18 protein-coding genes and 1 tRNA gene are annotated in these 21,518 nt (G+C 67.9%); 15 read left to right on the plus strand and 4 right to left on the minus strand.

Translation table 11 applies throughout. The features are described from left to right. Positions 1-14 precede the first annotated feature (14 nt). Genes ABC347_RS02290 through ABC347_RS02310 form a run of 5 tightly spaced genes read left to right on the plus strand, consistent with a single transcriptional unit; the run spans position 15 to position 4,685 of the window. Positions 15-1,148 (plus strand): phosphoribosyltransferase domain-containing protein, encoded by a 1,134-nt coding sequence (locus ABC347_RS02290; protein ID WP_413244168.1) that lies wholly within the window; start codon positions 15-17, stop codon positions 1,146-1,148. Then, positions 1,148-1,882, plus strand: a complete 735-nt coding sequence (locus tag ABC347_RS02295) for an HAD family hydrolase (protein WP_413244169.1) — start codon at positions 1,148-1,150, stop codon at positions 1,880-1,882. The genes ABC347_RS02290 and ABC347_RS02295 overlap by 1 nt, the downstream gene beginning before the upstream one ends. Beyond that, entirely contained in the window at positions 1,879-2,952 is a 1,074-nt protein-coding gene (locus tag ABC347_RS02300) for a cysteine protease StiP domain-containing protein (protein WP_413244170.1), read from the plus strand. The genes ABC347_RS02295 and ABC347_RS02300 overlap by 4 nt, the downstream gene beginning before the upstream one ends. A 14-nt stretch (positions 2,953-2,966) precedes the next feature. Then, a complete protein-coding gene (locus ABC347_RS02305; protein ID WP_413244171.1) occupies positions 2,967-3,878 on the plus strand; it encodes an HpcH/HpaI aldolase/citrate lyase family protein in 912 nt (303 codons plus the stop codon). Positions 3,879-3,899: 21 nt separating this feature from the next. Then, positions 3,900-4,685 (plus strand): AIM24 family protein, encoded by a 786-nt coding sequence (locus tag ABC347_RS02310; protein WP_413244172.1) that lies wholly within the window; start codon positions 3,900-3,902, stop codon positions 4,683-4,685. A 36-nt stretch (positions 4,686-4,721) separates the two neighbouring features. On the opposite strand, the gene ABC347_RS02315 is transcribed toward ABC347_RS02310, so the two are convergent. Next, positions 4,722-4,795: transfer RNA gene (locus ABC347_RS02315), tRNA-Cys, on the minus strand. Positions 4,796-4,946: 151 nt separating this feature from the next. Between ABC347_RS02315 and ABC347_RS02320 the strand changes: the two genes are divergently transcribed. The 5 genes from ABC347_RS02320 to ABC347_RS02340 all read left to right on the plus strand — a co-directional run bounded on the left by ABC347_RS02320 (position 4,947) and on the right by ABC347_RS02340 (position 11,487). Further along, a complete protein-coding gene (locus ABC347_RS02320) occupies positions 4,947-5,597 on the plus strand; it encodes a protein-L-isoaspartate O-methyltransferase family protein (protein ID WP_413244173.1) in 651 nt (216 codons plus the stop codon). A gap of 5 nt (positions 5,598-5,602) precedes the next feature. Next, positions 5,603-7,117: a TolC family outer membrane protein gene (locus ABC347_RS02325; RefSeq protein ID WP_413244174.1), complete on the plus strand. Its 1,515-nt coding sequence runs from the start codon at positions 5,603-5,605 to the stop codon at positions 7,115-7,117. A 16-nt stretch (positions 7,118-7,133) separates the two neighbouring features. Then, positions 7,134-7,661: a DUF2497 domain-containing protein gene (locus ABC347_RS02330; protein WP_413244175.1), complete on the plus strand. Its 528-nt coding sequence runs from the start codon at positions 7,134-7,136 to the stop codon at positions 7,659-7,661. Between the two features lie 144 nt (positions 7,662-7,805). Further along, positions 7,806-9,857, plus strand: coding sequence for a dipeptidyl-peptidase 5 (locus tag ABC347_RS02335; RefSeq protein ID WP_413244176.1), 2,052 nt, complete (start codon positions 7,806-7,808; stop codon positions 9,855-9,857). 22 nt (positions 9,858-9,879) lie between these two features. Further along, the gene (locus ABC347_RS02340; protein WP_413244177.1) at positions 9,880-11,487 is read left to right on the plus strand and encodes a histidine kinase famiy protein; all 1,608 of its coding nucleotides are present in this window, start codon (positions 9,880-9,882) and stop codon (positions 11,485-11,487) included. A gap of 15 nt (positions 11,488-11,502) precedes the next feature. Here ABC347_RS02340 and pyrF read toward each other — a convergent pair whose 3' ends face one another. The 3 genes from pyrF to ABC347_RS02355 form a co-directional block, all read right to left on the minus strand. After that, the gene (gene pyrF / locus ABC347_RS02345; protein WP_413244178.1) at positions 11,503-12,177 is read right to left on the minus strand and encodes an orotidine-5'-phosphate decarboxylase; all 675 of its coding nucleotides are present in this window, start codon (positions 12,175-12,177) and stop codon (positions 11,503-11,505) included. Beyond that, positions 12,174-12,518, minus strand: coding sequence for a hypothetical protein (locus ABC347_RS02350; RefSeq protein ID WP_413244179.1), 345 nt, complete (start codon positions 12,516-12,518; stop codon positions 12,174-12,176). The genes pyrF and ABC347_RS02350 overlap by 4 nt, the downstream gene beginning before the upstream one ends. 62 nt (positions 12,519-12,580) lie before the next feature. Beyond that, a complete protein-coding gene (locus tag ABC347_RS02355) occupies positions 12,581-14,875 on the minus strand; it encodes a patatin-like protein (protein ID WP_413244180.1) in 2,295 nt (764 codons plus the stop codon). Between the two features lie 67 nt (positions 14,876-14,942). Between ABC347_RS02355 and ABC347_RS02360 the strand changes: the two genes are divergently transcribed. From ABC347_RS02360 to ABC347_RS02380, 5 genes are all read left to right on the plus strand, one after another. Then, positions 14,943-15,851, plus strand: coding sequence for a histone deacetylase family protein (locus ABC347_RS02360; RefSeq protein WP_413244181.1), 909 nt, complete (start codon positions 14,943-14,945; stop codon positions 15,849-15,851). A 63-nt stretch (positions 15,852-15,914) separates the two neighbouring features. Continuing rightward, positions 15,915-17,783: a 2-oxoacid:acceptor oxidoreductase subunit alpha gene (locus ABC347_RS02365; protein ID WP_413244182.1), complete on the plus strand. Its 1,869-nt coding sequence runs from the start codon at positions 15,915-15,917 to the stop codon at positions 17,781-17,783. Between the two features lie 56 nt (positions 17,784-17,839). Then, positions 17,840-18,871 carry a 2-oxoacid:ferredoxin oxidoreductase subunit beta gene (locus tag ABC347_RS02370; RefSeq protein WP_413244183.1) on the plus strand — a complete coding sequence of 344 codons (1,032 nt, stop codon included), beginning with the start codon at positions 17,840-17,842 and terminating at the stop codon, positions 18,869-18,871. A gap of 11 nt (positions 18,872-18,882) precedes the next feature. Beyond that, positions 18,883-20,262: a cryptochrome/photolyase family protein gene (locus ABC347_RS02375; protein ID WP_413244184.1), complete on the plus strand. Its 1,380-nt coding sequence runs from the start codon at positions 18,883-18,885 to the stop codon at positions 20,260-20,262. Then, a complete protein-coding gene (locus ABC347_RS02380; RefSeq protein ID WP_413244185.1) occupies positions 20,259-21,518 on the plus strand; it encodes a class I SAM-dependent methyltransferase in 1,260 nt (419 codons plus the stop codon). Before ABC347_RS02375 ends, ABC347_RS02380 begins: the two co-directional genes overlap by 4 nt.

Raw genomic sequence — 21,518 nt, forward strand, 5'->3', positions numbered from 1 at the left:
CGGCACATCGCGCCATGGCCGATCAGGAACATCCCCGCGAACGCATCGTCCCGCTTTCCTCGGGCACGATCCGCATCAACACCACGCGAGCGGATTGGCCGCTCGATCGCGCCTGCGCCTTCGCCGCGCGCGACAATCCCCGGCGCGGCTTCCTGGTCGTCTCGAAGCTGCTTGGCCGCCACATTCCTGCCCGCCCGTCCGAAATGCGCGCCAGCATGATCGATCTTGCGCGCGCGCTGCCGGCCGATCTGCCGGGGCCGATCCTGTTCCTGGGGCTTGCCGAAACCGCAATCTGCCTGGGGCAGGGGGTGCATGAAAGCTACCGCGCGATCACCGGGCGCGACGATTGCCTGTTCCTCCATTCCACCCGCCAGCAGATCGATCATCCGCTGCTCGCCCGGTTCGATGAACCGCACAGCCACGCCTCGCGCCACCTGATCTATCGCCCGGTCGAGGGGCTGGCACTGCTCACCGCCGCGCGCACGTTGGTGATGGTGGACGACGAAGTGTCGACCGGCACCACGCTGCGCAATCTGGCGGACGCGCTGGTGGCCGAGCTGCCGGGGATCGAACGCATGGTCGTGGCGACGCTGGCCGATTGGTCGGATGGTGCCGCCGTCGCTGCAATGCCGCGCCCCGCTGAGATTGCCAGCCTGATTGCCGGCCGGCTGGAATGGACGCCGGGCGCGCCGCCCCCGGCCGAGCCGCCCGCCTTCGATGTCGCCGCCCGCGCGATGGGCGGCCTCGCCGCGCATCATAATTACGGGCGGCTCGGCCGCGTCGATACCGCGGACGAGGGTGATGCGCTGGCCGATACGCTTGCGCTGCCGCCGGCTTCGCGCGTTCGCATCGTTTGCACCGCCGAATTCACCTATCCGCCGTTCCGGATCGCCGAATGGCTGGAAGCGGCGGGACATGACGTGGTCGTGCAATCCACCACGCGCAGCCCGGCGCGTATCGATGGCGCGATCGCCCACGCGCTGCGTTTCGCGGACAATTACGGCACACCGGTGCCCAATTATCTTTACAATGTCGCCCCCGACGATCCCCGGATCAGCGTGATCGTGCACGAAACCCCGCCCGGCAGCATCGATCCCGCTCTGGTCGCGGCGCTGGACGCGCGGCTGTTGTGGATGGGGACACGCTGATGCGGGCGATCGCGCTGGTCGATCTCGACGACACGCTGTTCCAGACGCTGCGCAAATGCCCGCCCGGCCTGGCCGAAACCGCGCTCACCCCGCTCGGCTATGCGGTCGATGGGTCGCCGCTCAGCTATGCCACCCCGTCGCAGATGGCGCTGATCGGCTGGCTGTGTGAGACGACGCGCTTCGTGCCCGTCACGGCGCGCGGGCTGGATGCGCTGCGCCGCGTGCGGATCCCGTTCCAGGCGGCGGTCTGCGCCCATGGCGGCGTGGTGCTTGGCGATGACGGCGCGATCGACGCGCAATGGGCTGCCCATGCCGCCGCGGCCTCGCACGCGATCGCCCCTGATCTCGAACGGCTCGCCGGCTCGCTGTCCGCCGCCGCGCCCACCCTGCGCGTGCGCGTGCTCACGGAAGGCGAAACGCCGCTCTACGTGCTCGCCAAGCATCCGGACGCCGACGATGTTGCCCTTCACGCCGCAGTCGATGGCGTTGCCGATCAGGTGCCGCCCGGCTGGACGATCCACCGCAACGGCAACAATGTCGCCATCATGCCGCCCTGGCTCGGCAAGCAGCATGCCGTCGCCCACCTGTTGCCGCGGCTGCGCGCCGCCCATCCGGACGTGCCCGTGATCGGCATCGGCGACAGCATCACCGATGCTCCGTTCATGGCCCAATGCGATTTCGCGATGGTGCCGCGCGGATCTCAGCTCGCCCTGGCCACCGGCCTGCTCGCATGAGCTTCCACGGCAGCTATGATCCGCAGGACGTCACCTTCCTGCTCAAGCCGGTCGATCTGGCACCAACCCCGATCGCCGACAAGGAAGCCGCGATCCAGTCCGGCGCGCGCCATTATTCCGAGATGCTGTCGGTCGAGACGCCGCCGGGTGCGGACTATCTGGCGCTTTACGATGCCGCACTTGCCCGCAACGGCCGCCGGCTCGCGCAGGATATCGTCACGCTGGCCGCCGCGATCGACGCGCGCGCCCCCGCTGGCCGGGAAATCGTGCTTGCCTCGTTCGCACGCGCGGGCACCCCGATCGGCGTGCTGCTGCGCCGCGCGCTCGTCCGCATCGGGCGCACGGTCACGCATTATTCGATCAGCATCATCCGCGATCGCGGCATCGATCGGGTGGCGCTCGCCCATATCGCCGCCGCGCATGATCCCACCGATGTGGTGTTCGTCGACGGATGGACGGGCAAGGGCGCGATCGCGGCCGAACTGCACGCCGCGCTGGCACGGGACGGGCCGGACTTCGCGCCCGTGCTGGCCGTCGTCGCCGATCCCGCCGGGGTCGCCGAACTTGCTGCCAGCGCGGACGATTATCTGATCGCCTCGGGGCTGCTCAACGCGATCGTCTCGGGCCTGGTCAGCCGCACCGTGCTCAATGCCGCGCTGGTCCGCCCGGGCGATTTCCACGCCTGCGTCCATTATCGCGACTTCGAGCCGATCGATCGCAGCCGCGCGTTCGTCGATCATGTCGATGCGCTGGCGCAGGGTCTGGCACCGCTGGCACCGGCCGCGCCGGATGACGCGCCTGCCCGTCGGCAGCACTGCCGGGCGCTGCTCGAAGGGATCATGGCGTTGACGGACACCACCGATCGCAACCGCATCAAGCCCGGCATTGCGGAGGCCACCCGCGCTGTGCTGCGCCGGCTGCCCGATCGGCTGTTCCTGCGCGATGCCGCCGATCCGGATGTCGCGCATCTCGTCCATCTCGCGAGCGAAAAGAGCCTTGCCGTCGAGCCGCTCGCCCCCGGCAGTCGTTACCGCGCGGTCGCTGTCATCAAATCGCTCGGTTCGGAATGAAAGACCTGTCGGCCATGACCTTCGATCCGATCGCGCTCGGCGCCACCCTCTATGTTCCCGCCACGCGAGACGACATCGCCCCGATCCTCGCCGGCACCCGCCATCCCGATCTGCGCTCGGTGGTGCTCTGCCTCGAGGATTCGATCCGCGCCGATGAGTCCGCGTTCGCACTGCGCCGGCTCGAAGCCTTGCTGTCCGGGCTCGGCACGCGGCAGCGCGGGCCGGCGCTGTTCGTGCGCCCGCGAAACGCAACCATGTTGGAGGAGATTTCGGGTTTCGCCGGCATTGATGCCGTCACTGGCTTTGTGCTTCCCAAGGCCACGGCGGACAGTATGGCGGATTATCTGGCCGCGCTCGCCGCAGCGCACGACCATCACCTGCTGATGCCGACGCTTGAAACGCGCGAGGCGTTCGACGGGCACGAGATGCGCCGCCTGCGCGATCTGCTGATGGCGGTGCAGGATCGGGTGCTGGCGCTGCGCATCGGCGGCAATGATCTGATGCAGACGCTGGGCGCGCGCCGCTCCGGATGCCGCACCATCTATGAAGGGCCGCTCGGCCCCACCATCGCCACGCTGGTCGCCACCTTCGCGCCCTGGGGTTTCGCGCTCACCGCGCCCGTGTTCGAACGGTTCGACGATCCGGCGCTGCTGCGCGAGGAAGTGGAACGCGATATCGAGCATGGCCTGATCGCCAAGACCGCGATCCACCCCGCGCAGATCGCCGTCATCCACGCCGCTTATGCGGTGCCGCAGCGCGATCTGGTGGAGGCGCGCGCGATCCTGGACAGGCAGGCGCGCGCCGTGTTCGCCACCGCCGGCGGAATGACCGAACCCGCCACCCATCGCGGCTGGGCAGAGCGGATCGTGCGTCGCGCGGATCATTTCGGTATCGTGCCCGCGCCGGATGCCGCGCGCTCGGCCTGATCGTTTGCAGGGAGGAAGCAGATGTCCGATTTTCGCACCAGGATCGACGAAAAGGCCGGCCGCGGCGCCCGGTTCGAACTCTACCAATATACCCGCAAGATCGTATCCCAATATGTCTATGTGCCGGGCACCGGGCAGGGCGCCGGTGGCTTCGGGCTGACCGTGCCTTCGCCGCCCACCGCCACCCGTACGCTACGCATCATCCTGGAAGGCGGCGCCGCGCTGCTCGAACCGGGCGCGCTGCAATATGCCCACGGCGCACTGCAGGTCGATGTCCAAAAGAATGACAAGAACAGCAACTTCTTCAGCCGCGCGATCGCGTCTGCGGGCACGGGCGAGTCCGGCTTCGCCACCCGCTTCGCCGGGCGCGGCGAGGTCTGGACCGAACCTACCACCAAGCATTTCATCATCGCCGAGATGGATGGTCCCGCCGATGCGCTGATCCTGGACGACAAGGCATTCTACGCCTGCGAGGGATCGGTCGAGATCAAGACCCATGTCCACCGCACCTTGTCGGGCGTGCTTTCGGGCAACGGGCTGATGCAGCCCAAGCTGGAAGGGGCAGGGGTGTTCGTCGTCGAATCGCCGGTGCCGGTGGACGAGGTCGAGGCAATCGAGCTCGATGGATCGGGCGAACTGATCGTCGATGGCGATCTGATGATGATGTATTCGGCTTCGCTTCAGTGCGAAGTGCGCCCGCTCGTCCGCGGTCTTCGCAACGCGATGCGCAGCGGGGAAGGGCTGGTGTTCGTGTTCCGCGGACGCGGCACCGTCTGGCTCACGCCGACCATGAAGATCGGCGCCTGAGCGCGGCAGGCGATTCGCGTCTGTCTGTCGTGGGAATGGAGGCCCGACCGGGAATCGAACCCGGGTGCAAGGATTTGCAGTCCTCTGCGTCACCACTCCGCCATCGGGCCGGAGCGGGCGGCAATGTCGCGCTGCCGACACGCTGTCAAGTCGCAGCGCCCCGCCGCATGATGCTTGGCGCACTCGCCTCGACACGATAGACGGACCGACGCGCGTGTTAGTGTATTGCCTAACTAAAACAGTTGTGCGACGAGGTTGGCCGTGACCGAGATCAATTACGAATCCCTGCGCGCGGCGATGGTCGCCAGCCAGCTCCGCACCAGCGGCGTGAACGACGCCGGCGTGCTTGCCGCGATGGGCGCCGTGCCGCGCGAACGCTTCGTGCCGGCGGCGCGGGCTGCGCTCGCCTATGTCGATACGCTGGTGCCGTTGTCGGGCGCGCGCCGCATGAACACGCCGCTCGCCACCGGCCGGCTGCTGACCGAACTCGCGCCCCGCACCGGGGAAAGCGCGCTCGTCGTGGGGGCCGCCACCGGCTATGCCGCGGCCGTGCTCGCCCGGCTCGGCGCGAACGTCGTCGCGCTGGAGGAGGATGCCGCGCTTGGCGATGCCGCGCCCGCGATCGCGGGTGTCACCTGGGCGCAGGGGCCGCTGGCCGAAGGCTGGGCGGCGGGCGCACCTTATGATCTGATCCTCGTCGATGGCGCGATTGAGCGCATTCCCGATGCGCTCGTGGCCCAACTGGCCGATGGCGGCCGGCTCGCAACCGGCCTTGTCGAGCGCAGTCTCGTCCGGCTGGCGGTAGGCCGCAAGTCGGGCGATGCGTTCGGCGTCGTCACCGTCGCCGATGTCGATGCCGCGCCGCTGCCGGGCTTCGCGCAGCCCGCGACCTTCAGTTTCCAGGGAGTCTGATCTTGATGCGTTCGAGCCTGCTGGCGATCGCGGCGATGACTGGGCTTGCCGCCCAACCGGCGCATGCGGCGTCGCTGCGTGAAGCGCTGGTCCAGGCCTATCGCGGCAACCCCACGCTGACCGGCCAGCGCGCCAGCCAGCGGGCCACCGATGAAGGCGTGCCGCTGGCGCGCGCGGCCGGCCTGCCGAACCTCGGCTCGACCGGTCAATATAGCGAGTTTCTGCTGCGCCAGCGCGGATCGAGCATCAAGCGGCTCGCCGCGGCCGATGTCACGCTGAACGTACCGATCTATTCGGGCGGGGCGGTTAAGAACGGCGTCCGCGCCGCCGATGCGCGCGTCGAGCAGGGCCAGGCCGTGCTCCGCTCGACCGAGGCCAACATCTTCACTCAGGTCGTCGGCGCCTATCTCGATGTGATCCGCGATACCGCGATCGTCGAGCTCAACCGCGGCAATGTCCGCGTGCTGGAAACGAACCTGCAGGCGTCCAACGACCGGTTCGAGGTCGGCGATCTTACCCGAACCGATGTGGCACAGTCCGATGCCCGCCTTGCCATCGCGCGCAGCCAGCTCCAGTCGGCGCTCGCCCAGCTCGATTCGAGCCGCGAGAATTATCTGCGCCTTGTCGGCGCCGCGCCCGATGCGTTGGAGCCGCCGCCGCCGTTGCCGCAATTCCCGGCCACGCCCGACGATGCGGTCGATGTCGCGCTCGAAAACAATCCCGATCTCGTCGCCGCCAAGCGCGCCAGCCGTGCCGCCGATTACGATATCCGCGTCGCCCAGGCCGAACGGCTGCCCACGCTGTCGGCGTTCGGCACGGCCGACTACACCAATTTCCTGGGTTCGCTGCAGGGCGGCATCGCGATCGATCCGGGCACCGGGCTGCCGATCCCGGCCGCCGCCAGCCAGACGCAGAAGACCGCCACCGTCGGCTTGCGTGCCACGCTGCCGCTGTTCCAGGGTGGCCGGCCGGGGGCGCTGGTGCGCCAGGCGCAGGCCCGCAAGAGCCAGACGCTCGAGCAGATTACGGCCACCGAACGCTCTGTGATCGCCGATGCACGCGCCACCTATTCGCTCTATGTCGCCGCGCAGGAAGTGATCCGCTCGTCGCAGCAGGCGGTCTCGGCCAACGAACTCGCGCTGGAAGGCACGCGGGCCGAAAACAGCGTCGGCACGCGCAACGTGCTCGATGTGCTGAATGCCGAGCAGGAATTGCTCAACAGTCGGGTCCAGCTCGTCACTGCCAGGCGGGATGCCTATGTCGCGGGTTTCGCGCTGCTGGCCGCGATCGGCCGTGCGGAAGCGCGCGATCTCGGTCTCGATGGCGGCGTGCTCTATGATCCGCAGGTCAATTACCGGCGGGTACGGGGCTCGATCAATGATTGGGCGCAGGATCCGAAGCCGCAGCCGGTGGCGCCCAGCACGGCCGGCATCCCGCTGCCGTCGCAAACGCTGATTCAGGGCCCGCCGGCCCCGGCCGCGCAGCCGTTAACCACACAGTCGACAACCCCGTCGAACTAAGTAATAACACCGGCTCATGGAGGATCTCGCCAAGGAGCCGTCGATGGAGGACATCCTTGCCTCCATCAAACGCATCATCGCCGAGGACAATGGCCCGCCGCCCGCCGCGTCGCGCGCGCGCCGGCCGGTCATCGTGCGCGATCCGGTCGATCCGCCGCCCGAGCCTGAGCCCGAAGCAGCCCCCGAAGCAGCCCCCGAATCAGCCGAGGAGGCGGTCCTGGAACTGACCGAACCGATGGCGGGCGATCCGCCGCCTGCGCCCGCGCCGACACCAACGCCCGCGACCGCCGATCGCGAAGCTCAGGCGAAACCCGCCGTCGATCCGATCGTATCGGATACGACGGCCGTCGCCAGCCGCCACGCGTTGGCCGCGCTTTCGGCGCTGGTCGTCAAGCCGCAGGCCGGGCAGGAAAATACGCTCGACGGTCTGGTCCGCGAAATGCTGCGGCCGATGATGAAGCAGTGGCTTGATGCGAACCTGCCCGAGATCGTCGAGGCAATGGTTGCGCGCGAAATTCAGCGGATCACCGGCCGCAGCGTCTGATTCGCGCCGGCGCGGGCATCGGGCAGCAGGTACGCGCAGCCGGCATATCGTGCTGGATCTCGGTCCCCCGCCACCCCCCCCCTGAGCCCGATCCGGAACGACAGGCCATTGAGCGGCAGCCGGATTCGCCTATGGCTGGCGGCCATGATGTTGCTTCGTTGTGCGAGCCTGCTCGCGATCGCCTGTGCCGCGCCGGCCGTCGCCGCGCCGCTCACTCCCGAAATCCTGGCCGGTCTGTCGCGCGTCTCCGCGCCGGTCGTCTCGCCCGATGGCCGCTGGCTGGTCTGGCAGCAGCGCGAGACCGATCTCGCCGCCAATCGCGGCCGCACCGATCTGTGGGCGCTCGATCTGAAGGCGCGTGCCGCCGCCCCGCGCAAGCTGGCGGCTGAAGCCGAAGCCAATGAATCCGACCCCGCCTTCGCGCCTGATGGCAGCGTCTGGTATCTGTCGGACAAGGGCGGCGATGCCGAAGTCTGGCGCGTCGCCATCGACGGCAGCGGCGCCGCCCCCGTCACCAGCGGCAAGCGCGGCATTTCCGGCTTCCTGATCGCGCCCAAGGGCGATCGCCTGCTCGTCTGGGCGGATCGCAAGCCCGGTGCGCCCTCGCTCGAACCCGCGATGGTGAAGCCCGATCCGAACGCCGGCAGCGCGCGCACCTATGATCAGCTGTTCATCCGCCATTGGGATACATGGGCTAATGGCGATCGCTCACAGCTGTTCGTGCTACCCGTCAGCGGTGGCACCGCCAGCGGAGACGGCACCGCGCTGGTCGGGTCGCTGGTCGGCGATACGCCGTCCGAGCCGATGGGCGGGGCGGAGGAACTGGCCTGGGGCGCGGATGGCGCCACCGTCTATTTCACGCTGCGTGAAGCCGGCCGAATCGAGCCGACCTCGACCAACATGGATATCTTTGCCGTGCCCGCGGCCGGCGGCGCTGCCCCGCAGAACCTGACTGCGGACAATGATGCCACCGACAGTCTGCCGGTCGCGTCGCCGGATGGCCGCTGGCTGGCCTATGCGGCGATGGAACGGCCGACCTACGAGGCCGATCGCCTGGGCCTGCGCCTGCGTGATCTGCGCACGGGCCAGGTCCGTCGCCTGGCGGACGATTGGGATGTCTCGGTCGCGTCGATCGCCTGGACACCCGATGGCAAGGCGCTGCTCGTCACCGCGCGCGACAATTTCGATCAGCCGCTGTTCCGGGTCGATATCGCCACCGGCCGCCGCACCCGGCTGACGAAGGAGGGCAGCGTTTCCGCGGTCGCGCCGCTCGCCGATGGCGGCGCGATCGTCGCGATCGACAGCGTGACTGCCCCGGCCGATCTCTACCGGGTCTCGGCACGCGGCAAGCTCGCCCGGCTGACCCGCGTGAACGCCGATCGGCTGGCCGGCATCGACATGCCGCAAGCCACGAAGTTCAGCTATTCCGGTGCCGGCGGCGATACCGTCTGGGGCTATGCGCTCAAGCCGGCCGGCCTTGCCGCGGGGCAGAAGGCTCCGGTTGCCTACATCGTCCATGGCGGGCCGCAATCCACGCTCGGCAATGGCTGGTCCTATCGCTGGAACCCGGCGGTATTCGCGGGCGCTGGCTACGCCGCTGTGTTCGTCGATTTCCACGGCTCGGTCGGCCATGGCCAAGCCTTCACCGATTCGATCAACAAGGATTGGGGCGGCAAGCCGCTCGATGATCTGAAGCTGGGTCTGACCGCTGCGGGTCAGAAATTTGCCTGGGCCGACACGTCCAACGCCTGCGCGCTCGGCGGATCCTATGGCGGCTATATGATGAACTGGATCGCCGGCCAGTGGAACGATGGCTTCAAGTGCCTGGTCAATCATGCCGGTGTCTTCGATGCCCGCGCGATGGCCTATGAGACTGAAGAACTTTGGTTCGACGAATGGGAACATGGCGGACCCTATTTCGAGCAGTCGGCCGAATATGAAAAATGGAACCCGGTAAACCATGTCACCAATTGGCAGACGCCGATGCTGGTCCTGCACGGGGAAAAGGATTTCCGGATTCCCTATACCCAGGGCATCGCCGCCTTCACCGCGCTCCAGCGCCGTCAGATCCCCTCGCGGCTGGTGATGTTCCCGGACGAGAACCACTGGATCCTGAAACCGAAGAACAGCCTCCAATGGTATCGTGAGGTGTTCGCCTGGATGGGCCGCTGGACCGCACCGCAGGCAACCAAGTGACGCCCGGAGCTTTCTGGCATCGATGACCGACATTTCAGAAAAGCCGAAGAATCGGTCGCCCGAAACGGCGCCGCGGATCGATCGCAGCGCAGATCTCGGCGCGCATAGCGGCGACATCTTTTTCGCGGCGGTCGAAACCACGCGCATGCCGATGATCGTCACCGATCCCAACCGGCCCGATAACCCCATCGTGTTCTGCAACCGCGCCTTCGCGCAGATGACCGGATATGGGCTGGAGGATATCGTCGGGCAGAATTGCCGTTTCCTGCAGGGCGAGGATACCGACCCGGCGACCGTTTCCGAGGTGCGCGACGCGATCGCCAATCTGCGCGAGGTGTCGGTCGAGATCCTGAACTACCGGAAGGATGGCTCGTCCTTCTGGAACGCGCTGTTCATCTCGCCCGTCTATGCGAAATCCGGCGAGCTCGTTTACTTCTTCGCGAGCCAGCTCGATATCTCGCGCCGCCGCGATGCGGAGGAGGCGCTGCGCCAAGCCCAGAAGATGGAGGCGGTCGGCCAGCTCACCGGCGGCATCGCGCATGATTTCAACAATCTGCTTCAGGTCATCATCGGCTATGTCGATGTGCTGAACGCGCGGCTCGATCTAGCGTCCGATCCCGGCACCGGCCGCGCGGTGGAAGCAATCGGCAAGGCCGCCACCCGCGGCGCAACCCTTACCCAGCAATTGCTCGCCTTCGCGCGAAAGCAGGATCTGAAGGGCCGGCTGGTCAATGTGAATGGGCTGGTCGAGGGCTTCCGTGCGCTGATCGAACGCACGCTCGGCGGCGGGATCGAGGTGGCCTACAACCTCACTTCGGAAGATGCGAACACCCGGATCGATCCGGTGCAGGCCGAAATGGCGTTGCTGAACATCCTGATCAACGCGCGCGATGCGATGCCGAAGGGTGGCCGCATCACCATCAACACCGCGCACCGCACGCTCACCACCGGCGCCACGCCGAACGGCACTCCGCCGGGCGATTATATCGCGCTCACCGTGCGCGATACCGGCACCGGCATCCCTCCGGATATCATCGCCAAGGTGTTCGAACCCTTCTTCACCACCAAGGAAGTCGGCAAAGGCACCGGGCTTGGCCTGTCGATGGTCTATGGCTTCATGAAGCAGTCGGGCGGCGGCGTCACGATCGACAGCACGCCGGACGAGGGCACCGCGATCACGCTGCTGTTCCCGCGTGCCGATGGCCGCGAATTCGGCGGGCTCGATCGCAAGCGCGAGCAGCGCCCCGGATCGGAGACGATCCTGCTGGTCGAGGATCAGGAGGATGTGGCGGTGCTGGGCGAGATGATCCTCGCCGATTTCGGCTACAACGTCCATGTCGCGCGCGATGCGCGCGAAGCACTCGCCATCCTGGAACGCGGGGTGCAGTTCGATCTGCTGTTCAGCGATATCGTGATGCCGGGCGGCATGAACGGCGTGATGCTCGCGCGCGAGGTGCGCCATCGCCGACCTGGCACCAAGATCCTGCTGACGACTGGCTTCGCCGATCGCGCGCCGGAGGCCGGGCAGGGCGGCAGCGCCGAGTTCGACGTGATCCACAAGCCCTATCGCCGCGCTGATCTCGCCACCCGCGTCCGCCAGATCCTGGATGGCCCGACCGGCACCGGCTGAACCCGCGAAGCCCCGCTACAGCGTCGCCTCGATCGCGCGCGCGGCCGCGTCGGGATCCTCCGCCCCCGTGATCGGCCGTCCGATCACCAGGATGCTGGCGCCAGCCGCCTTCGCCTCGCCCGGCGTCATCGGGCGCTTCTGGTCGCCAAGGTCGGCCCCCGCTGGCCGCAATCCCGGCACGACGAAGAAGCCGCCCGGCCACGCCTTGCGCGCCGCCGCCACTTCGTGGCCCGAACAGACCACGCCATCGAGCCCGGCTTCCTGCGCCAGCGCGGTCAGCCGCGCGACCTGATCGTGCGGATCGGCGGCCATGCCGATCGCGGTCAGGTCGCTACCGTCGAGGCTGGTCAGCACCGTCACCGCCACCACCTTGGTGCCCTGCGGGGCGGCCGCCTTGGCGTCCTCCATCATCGCGCGGCCGCCCGCGGCGTGCACCGTCAGGATCGCGGGGTCGAGCGGACGCAGCGCCTGGATCGCCTTGCCTACCGTGTTCGGAATGTCGTGCAGCTTCAGGTCGAGGAAGATCGGCAGCCCGATCGCGGCCATCTCGCGCACGCCCGCGCGGCCGTTGGCCATGAAGAATTCCAGCCCCAGCTTGATCCCGCCGACATGATTGCGCACCGCGTTCGCCAGCGCCTTCGCCCGCGCCATGTCCGGCGTGTCGAGCGCGACATAGATGCTGCCGCTCATGACATCGCCGGCGGGGCGACGATCGGCCCGACGGGGGAGGCGACCACCGTGTCGCCGCGCGCGATCACGGGATCGATCGCCGGATCGGCCGGCCCGCGCAGATCGGCCAGCGTCCGCTCGGCCGTCTCCAGCCGCCGCCGCAGCCGCCAGCGCGTCGCCCGGTACAGGATCAGCGGCGGCAGCAGCCCGGACAGGAACGCGATCGCCAGCAGCACGGGCAGCTTGGTTTCGGCCAGGAAGCCGCCCCACAGCGCCACTTCCACCGGCTTCCAGTTGTTCATCGCGAAGATCACCGCGATCACCGCGACGACGACCCAGAACAGGGTGCGCAGGAAATGCATCGGTTCGGTCTCCTTGGCCTTTCTGTCTATGCCCGGCCGCGCGCGATTGCCAGTCCGCCGCGTCAGCCGATCTCGCGCTCCAGCGACGCCAGCAACTCCGGGATCGTTGCCAGCCGCTCGCGTTCCTCCGCCAGGATCGCGCGGAACGCGTCGCGCTTCAGCGATGCGATCCGCCCGGGCGGCAGCCGGCGTCCCTCGGGCAGTGTCGAGACCACGATGTCGATCAGCCGCTCCGCCCCGTGCAGCCGCCCCCACAGATAGTCATTCTCCCGATACGCGCGCGCAAAGAACGCCCCGAACGCGTTGAAGCGAATGCCTTTCAGTGTCGCCTCGGCACCGCCCTCGCGGATCGAGGCGCAATCGTCGGGCGCGATCCGGTCGACCCGCACTGGATTGAATTCGTCCTGTCCGTCGCCCAGCAGCGGCAGCGTCGCCACGTCGTAGAAGGGGAAGCCGAGATAGGCGAGCAGCAGTGCGCGCCGCTCCGCCTTGGGCAACGCCGCCAGCGCATGCGCCATCGCGTCGTCGGCGCGGTCGTCCACCAATCGCAGATCGCGCGCCGCCGCCAGCCGCGCCAGCGCCTTGCCCACTTCGGTTGGGCCGGCATCCGCCGCCTCGACCAGCGTCTCCCCGTAAAAGGCGGTCCGCTGCCGATCCAGATAGAGCGACAGGCTCGCATAGACGGCGTCGCGCGCGCCATCCAATGCCGGGTCAGGCGTGCTTGCCTGATGCTCGATCTCGCCCAGCCGCCGCGCCACGAACCGCAACCGGCGGATGCGGAAGCCCAGATCATGATCGCGCAGGAAGCCGATCGTCTGCGGCGCGGCGCCCGCTCCGCCAATCGCATCGGCCGCGCTGATCCCCTCGGCTGCCATGTAAGCGGTGATCCCGGCGCGCACCCGTGCCACGCGGTGGCGATCGCCGCCGCCCGCCAGCGCCACCAGCAACTGGGCCAGATCGTCGGCCACGGCGGAGAGTTTCAGCTGGCCGTAGGACGCATAGGCATAGCCCGCCGCGCGCGCGGCAAGCCCCTGCGCCTTGTTGCGCCATGCCGCCAGCCGGGCCGGCGTCGGGCTGTCCAGGAACCAGGTCGATCCGAACCCGGCCTCGATCGCCGCTTCCACCTCGCCGCGGATCGATTCGACGATCCGCGCGGTTCGTGCGATCCGCCCGCTGCGCGCCTCGATCGCTTCCAGATTGTCGCGGATCGGCTGCTCGCGCGGAATATCGGACAAGGCCCCGAAGATCGTCTGGAAGAAGCCGGGCAGGGCGCCGCTGCCGTCTGTTTGTCCGCGCAGGCTGGGCTTGGGATCGATGTAGACGAAGCGCCGGTCCACCTCGCGCGCGGCCGGCCGGTCGCGCAGCGCATCGATCGCGGGGCGGAACGGCGCATTGGCCAGCACCGATCCGTCGATCAGCACGGCCTTCTCCGCTGCGCCGATCGCGTGGTGGCGCGGCAGCGCGCTCGCCAGGAACGTCTCCCGGTTGGGCCAGCCCCGCCGGGTCTCGGCCAGCACCCGATCCATTTCCGCCACCCCGAACGGCGGGAACGCGCCGGGGAAGCTGGCAGTGGCGCGCGCGGCGAAAGCCAGTGCCGCCGCATCGCCCAATGTACGTGATTGCTCGCCACGGTCGCTGAAGCCGATCGTCAGCCGATGCTCGGTCTCGACGATCTCGGCGGGGGTATTCAGCGTCAGCCGTTCCGGGTGGCCGTGGAAATCGGTCACCGTCACCATCAGGTCCAGCGGCTGCCCGTCGGGCAGCAGCGGCGCGCCGCACGGGCTGGCCGCCATGGCGTCAAATGCGTCCAGCAATAGCCTGGTGAAGCCGTCGCCCGAAAAGGGCGGGGCAAACCATTTGGCCTGCACGAAACTGGTGAGCTTGGCGCGCACCTCGGCACGCACAGCGGCGTCCAGGTCGGCGGTGGCCCCGCCCGATCGCCGCCCCGCGGCCCAGGCGATCGGCGCGGCCCACAGCTTGGAGACCGCCGCCATCGGCCGCTGCGCCGGATCGATCAGCACATCGACATCGGCGGTATCCAGCCACAGGTCGGTCAGCGGCTCCAGGCTCTGCCCGGTCGCGATCGCCTGCGCCAGGAAGATGCCGTTGATGCCGCCGGCGGAGGCACCTGCGATGATGTCGGCGAACACATGCACGTGCAGGTCCGCCTCGTCGGCGATCTCCCCCAGCAGCCGCTGGTACACGCCTTCGCTGCCGTCCGCCGCGGGCGCACCGCGATCGAAGCCTCGGCCCGCGCGCGCCAGCCGCCAGATCTCCTTGGTGATCCCGTGCATGTACACGGCAAGGCTGATGCCGCCATAGCAGACCAGCGCCAGCCGCAATTCCTTCGCCCGCATGGCCGCCAAGGTGGCACGCGCCGGCCCGGCTGGGAAGTGGCCGCCAGCGTCCCTATCTGGGCGATCGATGCCGCTGCATTTCGTTCATGATCCGCTCTATTCCGCCCCGCGCATCGCCGGCAGCGGCTTTCCGGCCGATAAATATGGCGCGCTGCTCGATGTGCTGCGCGAGGACGGTCGTCCTCTGGCGATCCACCCGCCGCAACCGATGCCGCGCGCTTGGATCGAGGCGGTCCACGATCCCGACTATGTCGCCGAAGTGATCGGCTGCGCCGTCCCGCGCGAAAAGGAACGGCGGATCGGCTTCCCGGTCACCGAACGCGTCGCGGCGCGCGCGCAGATGTCGCCGGGCGGCACGTGGCTGGCGGCAAAGCTCGCGCTGGTCCACGGGTTCGCCGCCAACGGCGCAGGCGGAAGCCATCATGCGCTGCACGCGACTGGAGCCGGCTATTGCGTGTTCAATGATCTCGCCATCGCCGCCAACCGGCTGCTGGCCGAGGGCGATGCCCGGCGCATCCTGATCGTCGATCTCGATGTCCATCAGGGCGATGGCACGGCGGCGCTGATGGCGGACCGCAGCGACGTCTTCACGCTGTCGCTCCACGCCGAAAAGAATTTCCCCGCCCGCAAGGCACGCTCCTCGCTCGATGTGCCGCTGCCCGATAATATGGGCGATGTCGATTATCTGGCCGCGCTCGATGGCGTTCTGCCCGGCGTGATGCGCGATTTTGCGCCCGATCTGATCCTCTATCAGGCGGGTGTCGATCCGCACGAGGATGACAAGCTCGGTCGGCTCGCGCTCACCGATGCCGGCCTGGCGGCGCGCGATCGCCGGGTAATGCGCGCCGCGCGCGATGCCGGCGTGCCGATCGCCAGCACCGTCGGCGGCGGCTACGGCCCGGATCGCGGGCTGATCGCGCGCCGCCATGCCGCCACGCTGTGGGCTCTGGCGGACGAAGCGGGGGCGATCGCCTGATTCCCGTTGACCCGTGCCGCCCCGGGCCTAACCCTGTCGGCGGAGCGGGTGCAAGGACGGTGCATGGCAAGTGCGGTACATGAGCTGACTCCGGCCGAGGCGAATGCCGATCCGGCGCCGGAAGCGGTGGTCGTGCGGTTCGCGGGTGACAGCGGCGATGGCATGCAGCTGACCGGCGGCCAGTTCACCTTGTCGACCGCGCTCGCTGGCAATGATCTTGCCACCTTCCCCGATTTCCCCGCCGAGATCCGCGCCCCGCAGGGCACCTTGTTCGGTGTCTCCGCCTTTCAGATCAATTTCGGCTCGACCGCGGTGGAGACGGCCGGCGACGCGCCCGATGTGCTGGTGGCGATGAACCCGGCGGCGCTGAAGGTGAATGTCGGCCAGCTCCGGCCCGGCGGGCTGGTGATCGCCGACAGCGGCGAGTTCACGACCCGCAATCTCGCCAAAGCCGGCTACGACGCCGATCCGTTGCAGGATGGAAGTCTGGCGCGATGGCAACTGCTTGCGTTCGATATCTCGCAGCTGACCTTGGATGCGGTGAAGCCTTTCGGGCTCGGCAAGAAGGAAGCTCTGCGCTGCAAGAATATGTGGACGCTGGGGCTGGCGCTCTGGATGTTCGATCGCGATCGCGCACCCCTGGTCGATTGGCTGAAGGCCAAGTTCGCCAAGGCGCCGGTGCTTGCCGAAGCCAATATCGCCGCACTCAACGCCGGCCATGCCTATGGTGAGACGGCCGAGATCGGCGCCGCCGTCCGCCCGCATCGGATCGCCGCCGCGCCCGCCGAACCCGGGCTCTACCGCACCGTCACCGGGGCCGAGGCGATTTCGCTCGGGCTGGTGGCGGGGGCGGCGCTGGCCGATCTGCCGATGATGTTCGGCGGCTATCCGATCACGCCGGCTTCCGCGATCCTCCACCATCTTTCGCGGCTCAAGGAATATCGCGTCACGACCTTCCAGGCGGAAGACGAGATCGCCGCGATCGCCGCTGCGATCGGCGCATCCTATGCGGGTTCGCTCGGGGTCACGTCGTCGTCGGGACCCGGCATCGCGCTCAAGGGGGAAGCGATCGGACTTGCGATCATGACCGAACTCCCGCTGGTGATCGTCAACTCGCAGCGCGGCGGTCCATCCACGGGCCTGCCTACCAAGACCGAGCAGTCCGATCTCTACCAGGCCGTCTATGGTCGCAACGGCGATGCGCCGCTGCCGGTGATCGCGGCGCGCTCGCCCGCCGACGCGTTCGACTGCGCGATCGAAGCGGTGCGGATCGCGACCCGGTACATGACGCCGGTAATGCTGTTGACGGACGGCTACATCGCCAATGCGGCTGAGCCTTGGAAAGTGCCCGACATGGCGAGCTACGAGCCGTTTCCCGTCAAGCACTTGGCTGATGTTCCTGACGGCGGGTTCAAGCCTTATGCCCGCGATGCGCGGCTCGCCCGGCCCTGGGTTAAGCCGGGCACGCCGGGTCTGCTCCACCGGATCGGCGGCATCGAGAAGCAGGTCGATACTGGCCACATCAACTATGAAGCCGCCAACCATCAGGCGATGACCGATCTGCGCCGTGCCAAAATCGATGGCATCGCGGTGCCGGATCAGCAGATCACGCTCGGCGAACCGGGCGGCGCGCTTGTCCTGATCGGCTGGGGCTCCACCTTCGGGCCGATCCACCAGGCCGTCCGCCGGATGCGCACACGAGGGTATGATGTCAGCCACATCCACCTTCGTCACATCTGGCCGCTACCGGCAAATTTGGCTTTCCTACTCGGATCTTATCGGCATATCCTTGTGCCGGAAATGAATAGCGGCCAACTCAAGACGGTGCTGCGCGACCAGTATCTGGTCGATGCCCGCCCGCTGTCGAAAGTCACCGGTCAGCCGTTCCGGATCGCCGAGATCGAAGCGGCGATCGCAGACGCGTTGGCCTGAACGATGCGCTCGAACGGTGTGAACTTCGTCCTGAAACGAGACAGGTGGTCGGCTGCATGAACGAGATGACGACCGTCGCGAAGACGGGTCCGAAGGATTGGGAAACCGATCAGGAAGTGCGCTGGTGTCCCGGCTGCGGCGATTATGCGGTGCTGAAGGCAGTCCAGCGCACCATGCCCGAATTGGGGGTCGCGCCGGAAAATGTCGTGTTCGTCAGCGGTATCGGCTGCTCCAGCCGCTTCCCCTACTATATGGAAACCTACGGCTTCCACACCATCCATGGCCGCGCGCCCGCCGTTGCGACTGGCATCAAGCTTGCCAATCCAGAACTCGATGTCTGGATCATCACCGGCGACGGCGATGCGCTGTCGATCGGCGGCAATCACACGATGCACCTGCTCCGCCGTAACCTCGACTGCCAGCTTTTGCTGTTCAACAACGAGATCTACGGCCTTACAAAAGGCCAATATTCGCCGACCTCGCGGGTCGGCACGCGCAGCCCTTCGACACCGTTCGGATCGGTCGACCAGCCGGCCAGCCCGTGCGGCTTCGCACTCGGTGCCGGCGCCCGCTTCATCGCTCGCGCGATCGATGTCCACAAGAAGCTGCCCGATGTATTGAAGGCGGCCCATGCGCATCGCGGGGCCAGCTTCGTCGAGATCTACCAGAACTGCATCGTCTATAATGATGATGTGTTCGCCGCCTTCACCGACAAGGCGAACGCCGCCGCACGCCAGCTCTGGCTGGAACATGGCCGGCCGATGCTGTTCGATGGCGGCGCCAGGGGCATCGCGCTCGATCGGCAGGCGTTGCGGCTCGACGTCGTCGATGTATCGGATGGCGACTGGCAGGCCGCGGGCGTGATCGTCCATGACGAGACCAACCGGGGCATCGCCCAGATGCTGATCGACATGAAGGGCGACATGCCGGTCGCGCTTGGCGTGATTTTCCAGCATCCGGCGCCCACCTTCGATCGCGCGGTGGCGGCGCAGAACGAGGCCGCCGCACGTGGCAAGCCACGCGATCTCCAGGCGCTGATCACGCGCGGTCAGACATGGCAGGTGGAAAAGGAGCCGCGCGTCGACTAGCGCGCTTCTACATGACCGATCCCGTCCTCGTCTGGTTCCGCCAGGATCTTCGCCTGTCCGATCAACCCGCGCTGGCCGCCGCCGCGGGCGAGGGGCCGGTCGTCGCCGTCTATGTGCTTGATGACGACGCGCCGGGCAAATGGCCGATCGGCGGTGCGCAGCGATGGTGGCTGCATCACAGCCTTTCCGCTCTATCCGACTCGCTCGCGGAAAAGGATGTGAAGCTCGTCCTCCGCCGCGGCGATGCGGCTTCGGAGGTGGCGAAACTGGCGGGCGAGGTCGGCGCGGCCCGGGTCCACGCACTGCGCCATTACGAGCCCTGGTGGCAGCAGGTGGAAGCGGCGCTCGCCCGCAAGGTGGAGCTGTGCCTGCATGATGGCACGCAACTCGCGCCGCCGGATGCGATCCGCACCGGCACCGGCGGCCGGTATCGAATGTTCACGCCGTTCTGGCGTGCGCTCAAGGATCAGATGCCGCCGCCGCTGCCGATCCCCGCGCCGGCCGGCCTGAAGGGAATCGGCAAGCGAATCGCATCGGACAAGCTGGCAGATTGGAAGCTTCTACCCACCGAACCCGACTGGGCCGGCGGCTTCGACGTCTGGACGCCGGGGGAAGCTGGCGCCAAGGCGGCTCTGAAGCGGTTCCTGCCGCATCTGGATGCCTATGACGAGGCGCGCAACCTGCCGTCGATCGACGGCTCCTCGCGGCTGTCGCCCCACCTCCATCATGGCGAGATCTCTCCCGCCAGCGTCTGGCACCACACCGCCAAGCACGCACGCGGCGCGGCCGAGCCGTTCCTGCGCGAAGTGGGATGGCGCGATTTCACCTCGAACCTGGTCGATCAGATGCCGCGCTATGGCGATACCAACGGTCGCGACGCGTTCGACCGGCTGCCATGGCGCACCGGCGCCGCGGCCGATCGCGACTTCACCGCTTGGACCAAGGGGCGAACCGGCTATCCGATCGTCGATGCGGGGATGCGCCAGCTCTGGGCAACCGGCTGGATGCACAACCGCGTCCGCATGATCGCCGCGTCCTTCCTGATCAAGCATCTGCTGATCGATTGGCGGCGCGGCGAGCGCTGGTTCTGGGATACGCTGGTCGACGCGGATTACGGCAACAACAGCGTCAACTGGCAATGGGTGGCCGGTACCGGGGTCGATTCGAACCCGTTCGGTCGGATCATGGCCCCGCTGACGCAGAGCCCGAAATTCGATGCCGGCGACTATATCCGGACCTGGGTGCCGGAACTGGCCAGGCTGGGTGATGATGCGATCCACGATCCGCACGAGGCCGGGAAAGCGCCTGCAACCTATCCGGACAAGCTGATCGGCCACAAGGAAGCGCGTGAGCGCGCGCTCGCTGCTGCCGCAAAGACGCGCGCCGCATGAATGCACCATCGCCGCGCGGTCGCCATCTGGTGACCGCCGATCGTGGCTTCGCGGTCGGCGGCGGACTGGTGGCGCGGGTGCTGGCGCCGGGGGCGCGGCGTGCTCTCGATCGGATCGACCGGGGCCTTGCGGCGGGCGCGATCGACGTCAAGCTGCCCGATGGCAGTCGCCGGTTGCTGGGCGGGCGCGGCGCAGGGCCGATCGCCGTTGTCGACCTGCGGTCGTGGCGCGCGCTGGTGCGGCTCTTCGTGTCAGGCTCGGTCGGCTGGTACCGCGCCTGGGCGGAAGGCGAATGGGCCAGCCCGGATCCGGTCGCGTTGTTCCACCTGTTCGTGCTGAACCGGCAGGGGCTGGGGCAGGCGGGGCGCGCCAAGGGTGCAGGCCGTCTCTTCAACCGCGCGGCGCGAGCAGTTCGGCGCAATACGCGCGCTGGCGCACGGCGCCACATCGCCGCCCATTATGATCTAGGCAATGATTTCTACGCCGCATGGCTCGACCAGACCATGACCTACTCGAGCGCGGTGTTCGCCGATCCGGCTGATCCGGGCGAAGATCTGGGCATCGCGCAGAAGCGCAAGAATCGGCTGCTGCTCGATCGGCTGGCGTTGAAACCCGGGGATCGCCTGCTCGAGATCGGCTGTGGCTGGGGGGAGCTGGCCCGCACCGCCGCGGCGGACCATTGCGCGCAGGTCACCGGATTGACGCTGTCAGCCGAACAGAAGGCGCTTGCCGAACAGCGCACCGCCGGCCTGCCTGTCACCATCGATCTGCGCGACTATCGCGATGCGTGCGGTCCGGTCGACGCGGTCGTGAGCGTCGAGATGGTGGAAGCGGTCGGCGAAGATTATTGGCGCACCTATCTCGAGACGATCGCGCGCGTTCTGAAGCCGGGCGGCCGCGCCGCGATCCAGTATATCTGCATCGATCCGGCGATCTGGCCGCGCTATGCCGGCAACGCCGATTTCATCCAGACTTATATCTTTCCCGGCGGCCTGCTGATCCACGAGCCGCGTTTCCGCGCTCTTGCCGAGGCTGCGGGCCTGCGCTGGGAAGATCGCAGCGGCTATGGGCTCCATTATGCGGAAACGCTGCGCCGCTGGCGGCTATCGTTCGATCAGGCCGTGGCGGAAGATCGCCTGCCGCCCGGCTTCGATGCGCGCTTCGACGATCTGTGGCGCTATTACCTGATGTATTGCGAAGGGGGGTTCCGCGGCGGCGGCATCGATGTGGCGCAGGTCACGCTGGTCCGCACCTGA

Origin of the sequence: Sphingomonas canaveralia (genome assembly GCF_047238125.1) — a bacterium.
In the GTDB taxonomy this organism is placed as follows: Bacteria; Pseudomonadota; Alphaproteobacteria; order Sphingomonadales; family Sphingomonadaceae; genus JBDFMH01.

What these genes read in the sequence shown, in the direction of transcription:
- ABC347_RS02330 (WP_413244175.1), top strand. Translation starts at nt 7,134, where the DNA reads ATGGAGGATCTCGCCAAGGAGCCGTCGATGGAGGACATCCTTGCCTCC.
- ABC347_RS02295 (WP_413244169.1), top strand. Translation starts at nt 1,148, where the DNA reads ATGCGGGCGATCGCGCTGGTCGATCTCGACGACACGCTGTTCCAGACG.
- ABC347_RS02325 (WP_413244174.1), top strand. Translation starts at nt 5,603, where the DNA reads ATGCGTTCGAGCCTGCTGGCGATCGCGGCGATGACTGGGCTTGCCGCC.
- ABC347_RS02370 (WP_413244183.1), top strand. Translation starts at nt 17,840, where the DNA reads ATGAACGAGATGACGACCGTCGCGAAGACGGGTCCGAAGGATTGGGAA.
- ABC347_RS02290 (WP_413244168.1), top strand. Translation starts at nt 15, where the DNA reads ATGGCCGATCAGGAACATCCCCGCGAACGCATCGTCCCGCTTTCCTCG.
- pyrF (WP_413244178.1), bottom strand. Translation starts at nt 12,177, where the DNA reads ATGAGCGGCAGCATCTATGTCGCGCTCGACACGCCGGACATGGCGCGG.
- ABC347_RS02340 (WP_413244177.1), top strand. Translation starts at nt 9,880, where the DNA reads ATGACCGACATTTCAGAAAAGCCGAAGAATCGGTCGCCCGAAACGGCG.
- ABC347_RS02375 (WP_413244184.1), top strand. Translation starts at nt 18,883, where the DNA reads ATGACCGATCCCGTCCTCGTCTGGTTCCGCCAGGATCTTCGCCTGTCC.
- ABC347_RS02350 (WP_413244179.1), bottom strand. Translation starts at nt 12,518, where the DNA reads ATGCATTTCCTGCGCACCCTGTTCTGGGTCGTCGTCGCGGTGATCGCG.
- ABC347_RS02310 (WP_413244172.1), top strand. Translation starts at nt 3,900, where the DNA reads ATGTCCGATTTTCGCACCAGGATCGACGAAAAGGCCGGCCGCGGCGCC.
- ABC347_RS02335 (WP_413244176.1), top strand. Translation starts at nt 7,806, where the DNA reads ATGATGTTGCTTCGTTGTGCGAGCCTGCTCGCGATCGCCTGTGCCGCG.
- ABC347_RS02300 (WP_413244170.1), top strand. Translation starts at nt 1,879, where the DNA reads ATGAGCTTCCACGGCAGCTATGATCCGCAGGACGTCACCTTCCTGCTC.
- ABC347_RS02360 (WP_413244181.1), top strand. Translation starts at nt 14,943, where the DNA reads ATGCCGCTGCATTTCGTTCATGATCCGCTCTATTCCGCCCCGCGCATC.
- ABC347_RS02380 (WP_413244185.1), top strand. Translation starts at nt 20,259, where the DNA reads ATGAATGCACCATCGCCGCGCGGTCGCCATCTGGTGACCGCCGATCGT.
- ABC347_RS02305 (WP_413244171.1), top strand. Translation starts at nt 2,967, where the DNA reads ATGACCTTCGATCCGATCGCGCTCGGCGCCACCCTCTATGTTCCCGCC.
- ABC347_RS02355 (WP_413244180.1), bottom strand. Translation starts at nt 14,875, where the DNA reads ATGCGGGCGAAGGAATTGCGGCTGGCGCTGGTCTGCTATGGCGGCATC.
- ABC347_RS02365 (WP_413244182.1), top strand. Translation starts at nt 15,915, where the DNA reads ATGGCAAGTGCGGTACATGAGCTGACTCCGGCCGAGGCGAATGCCGAT.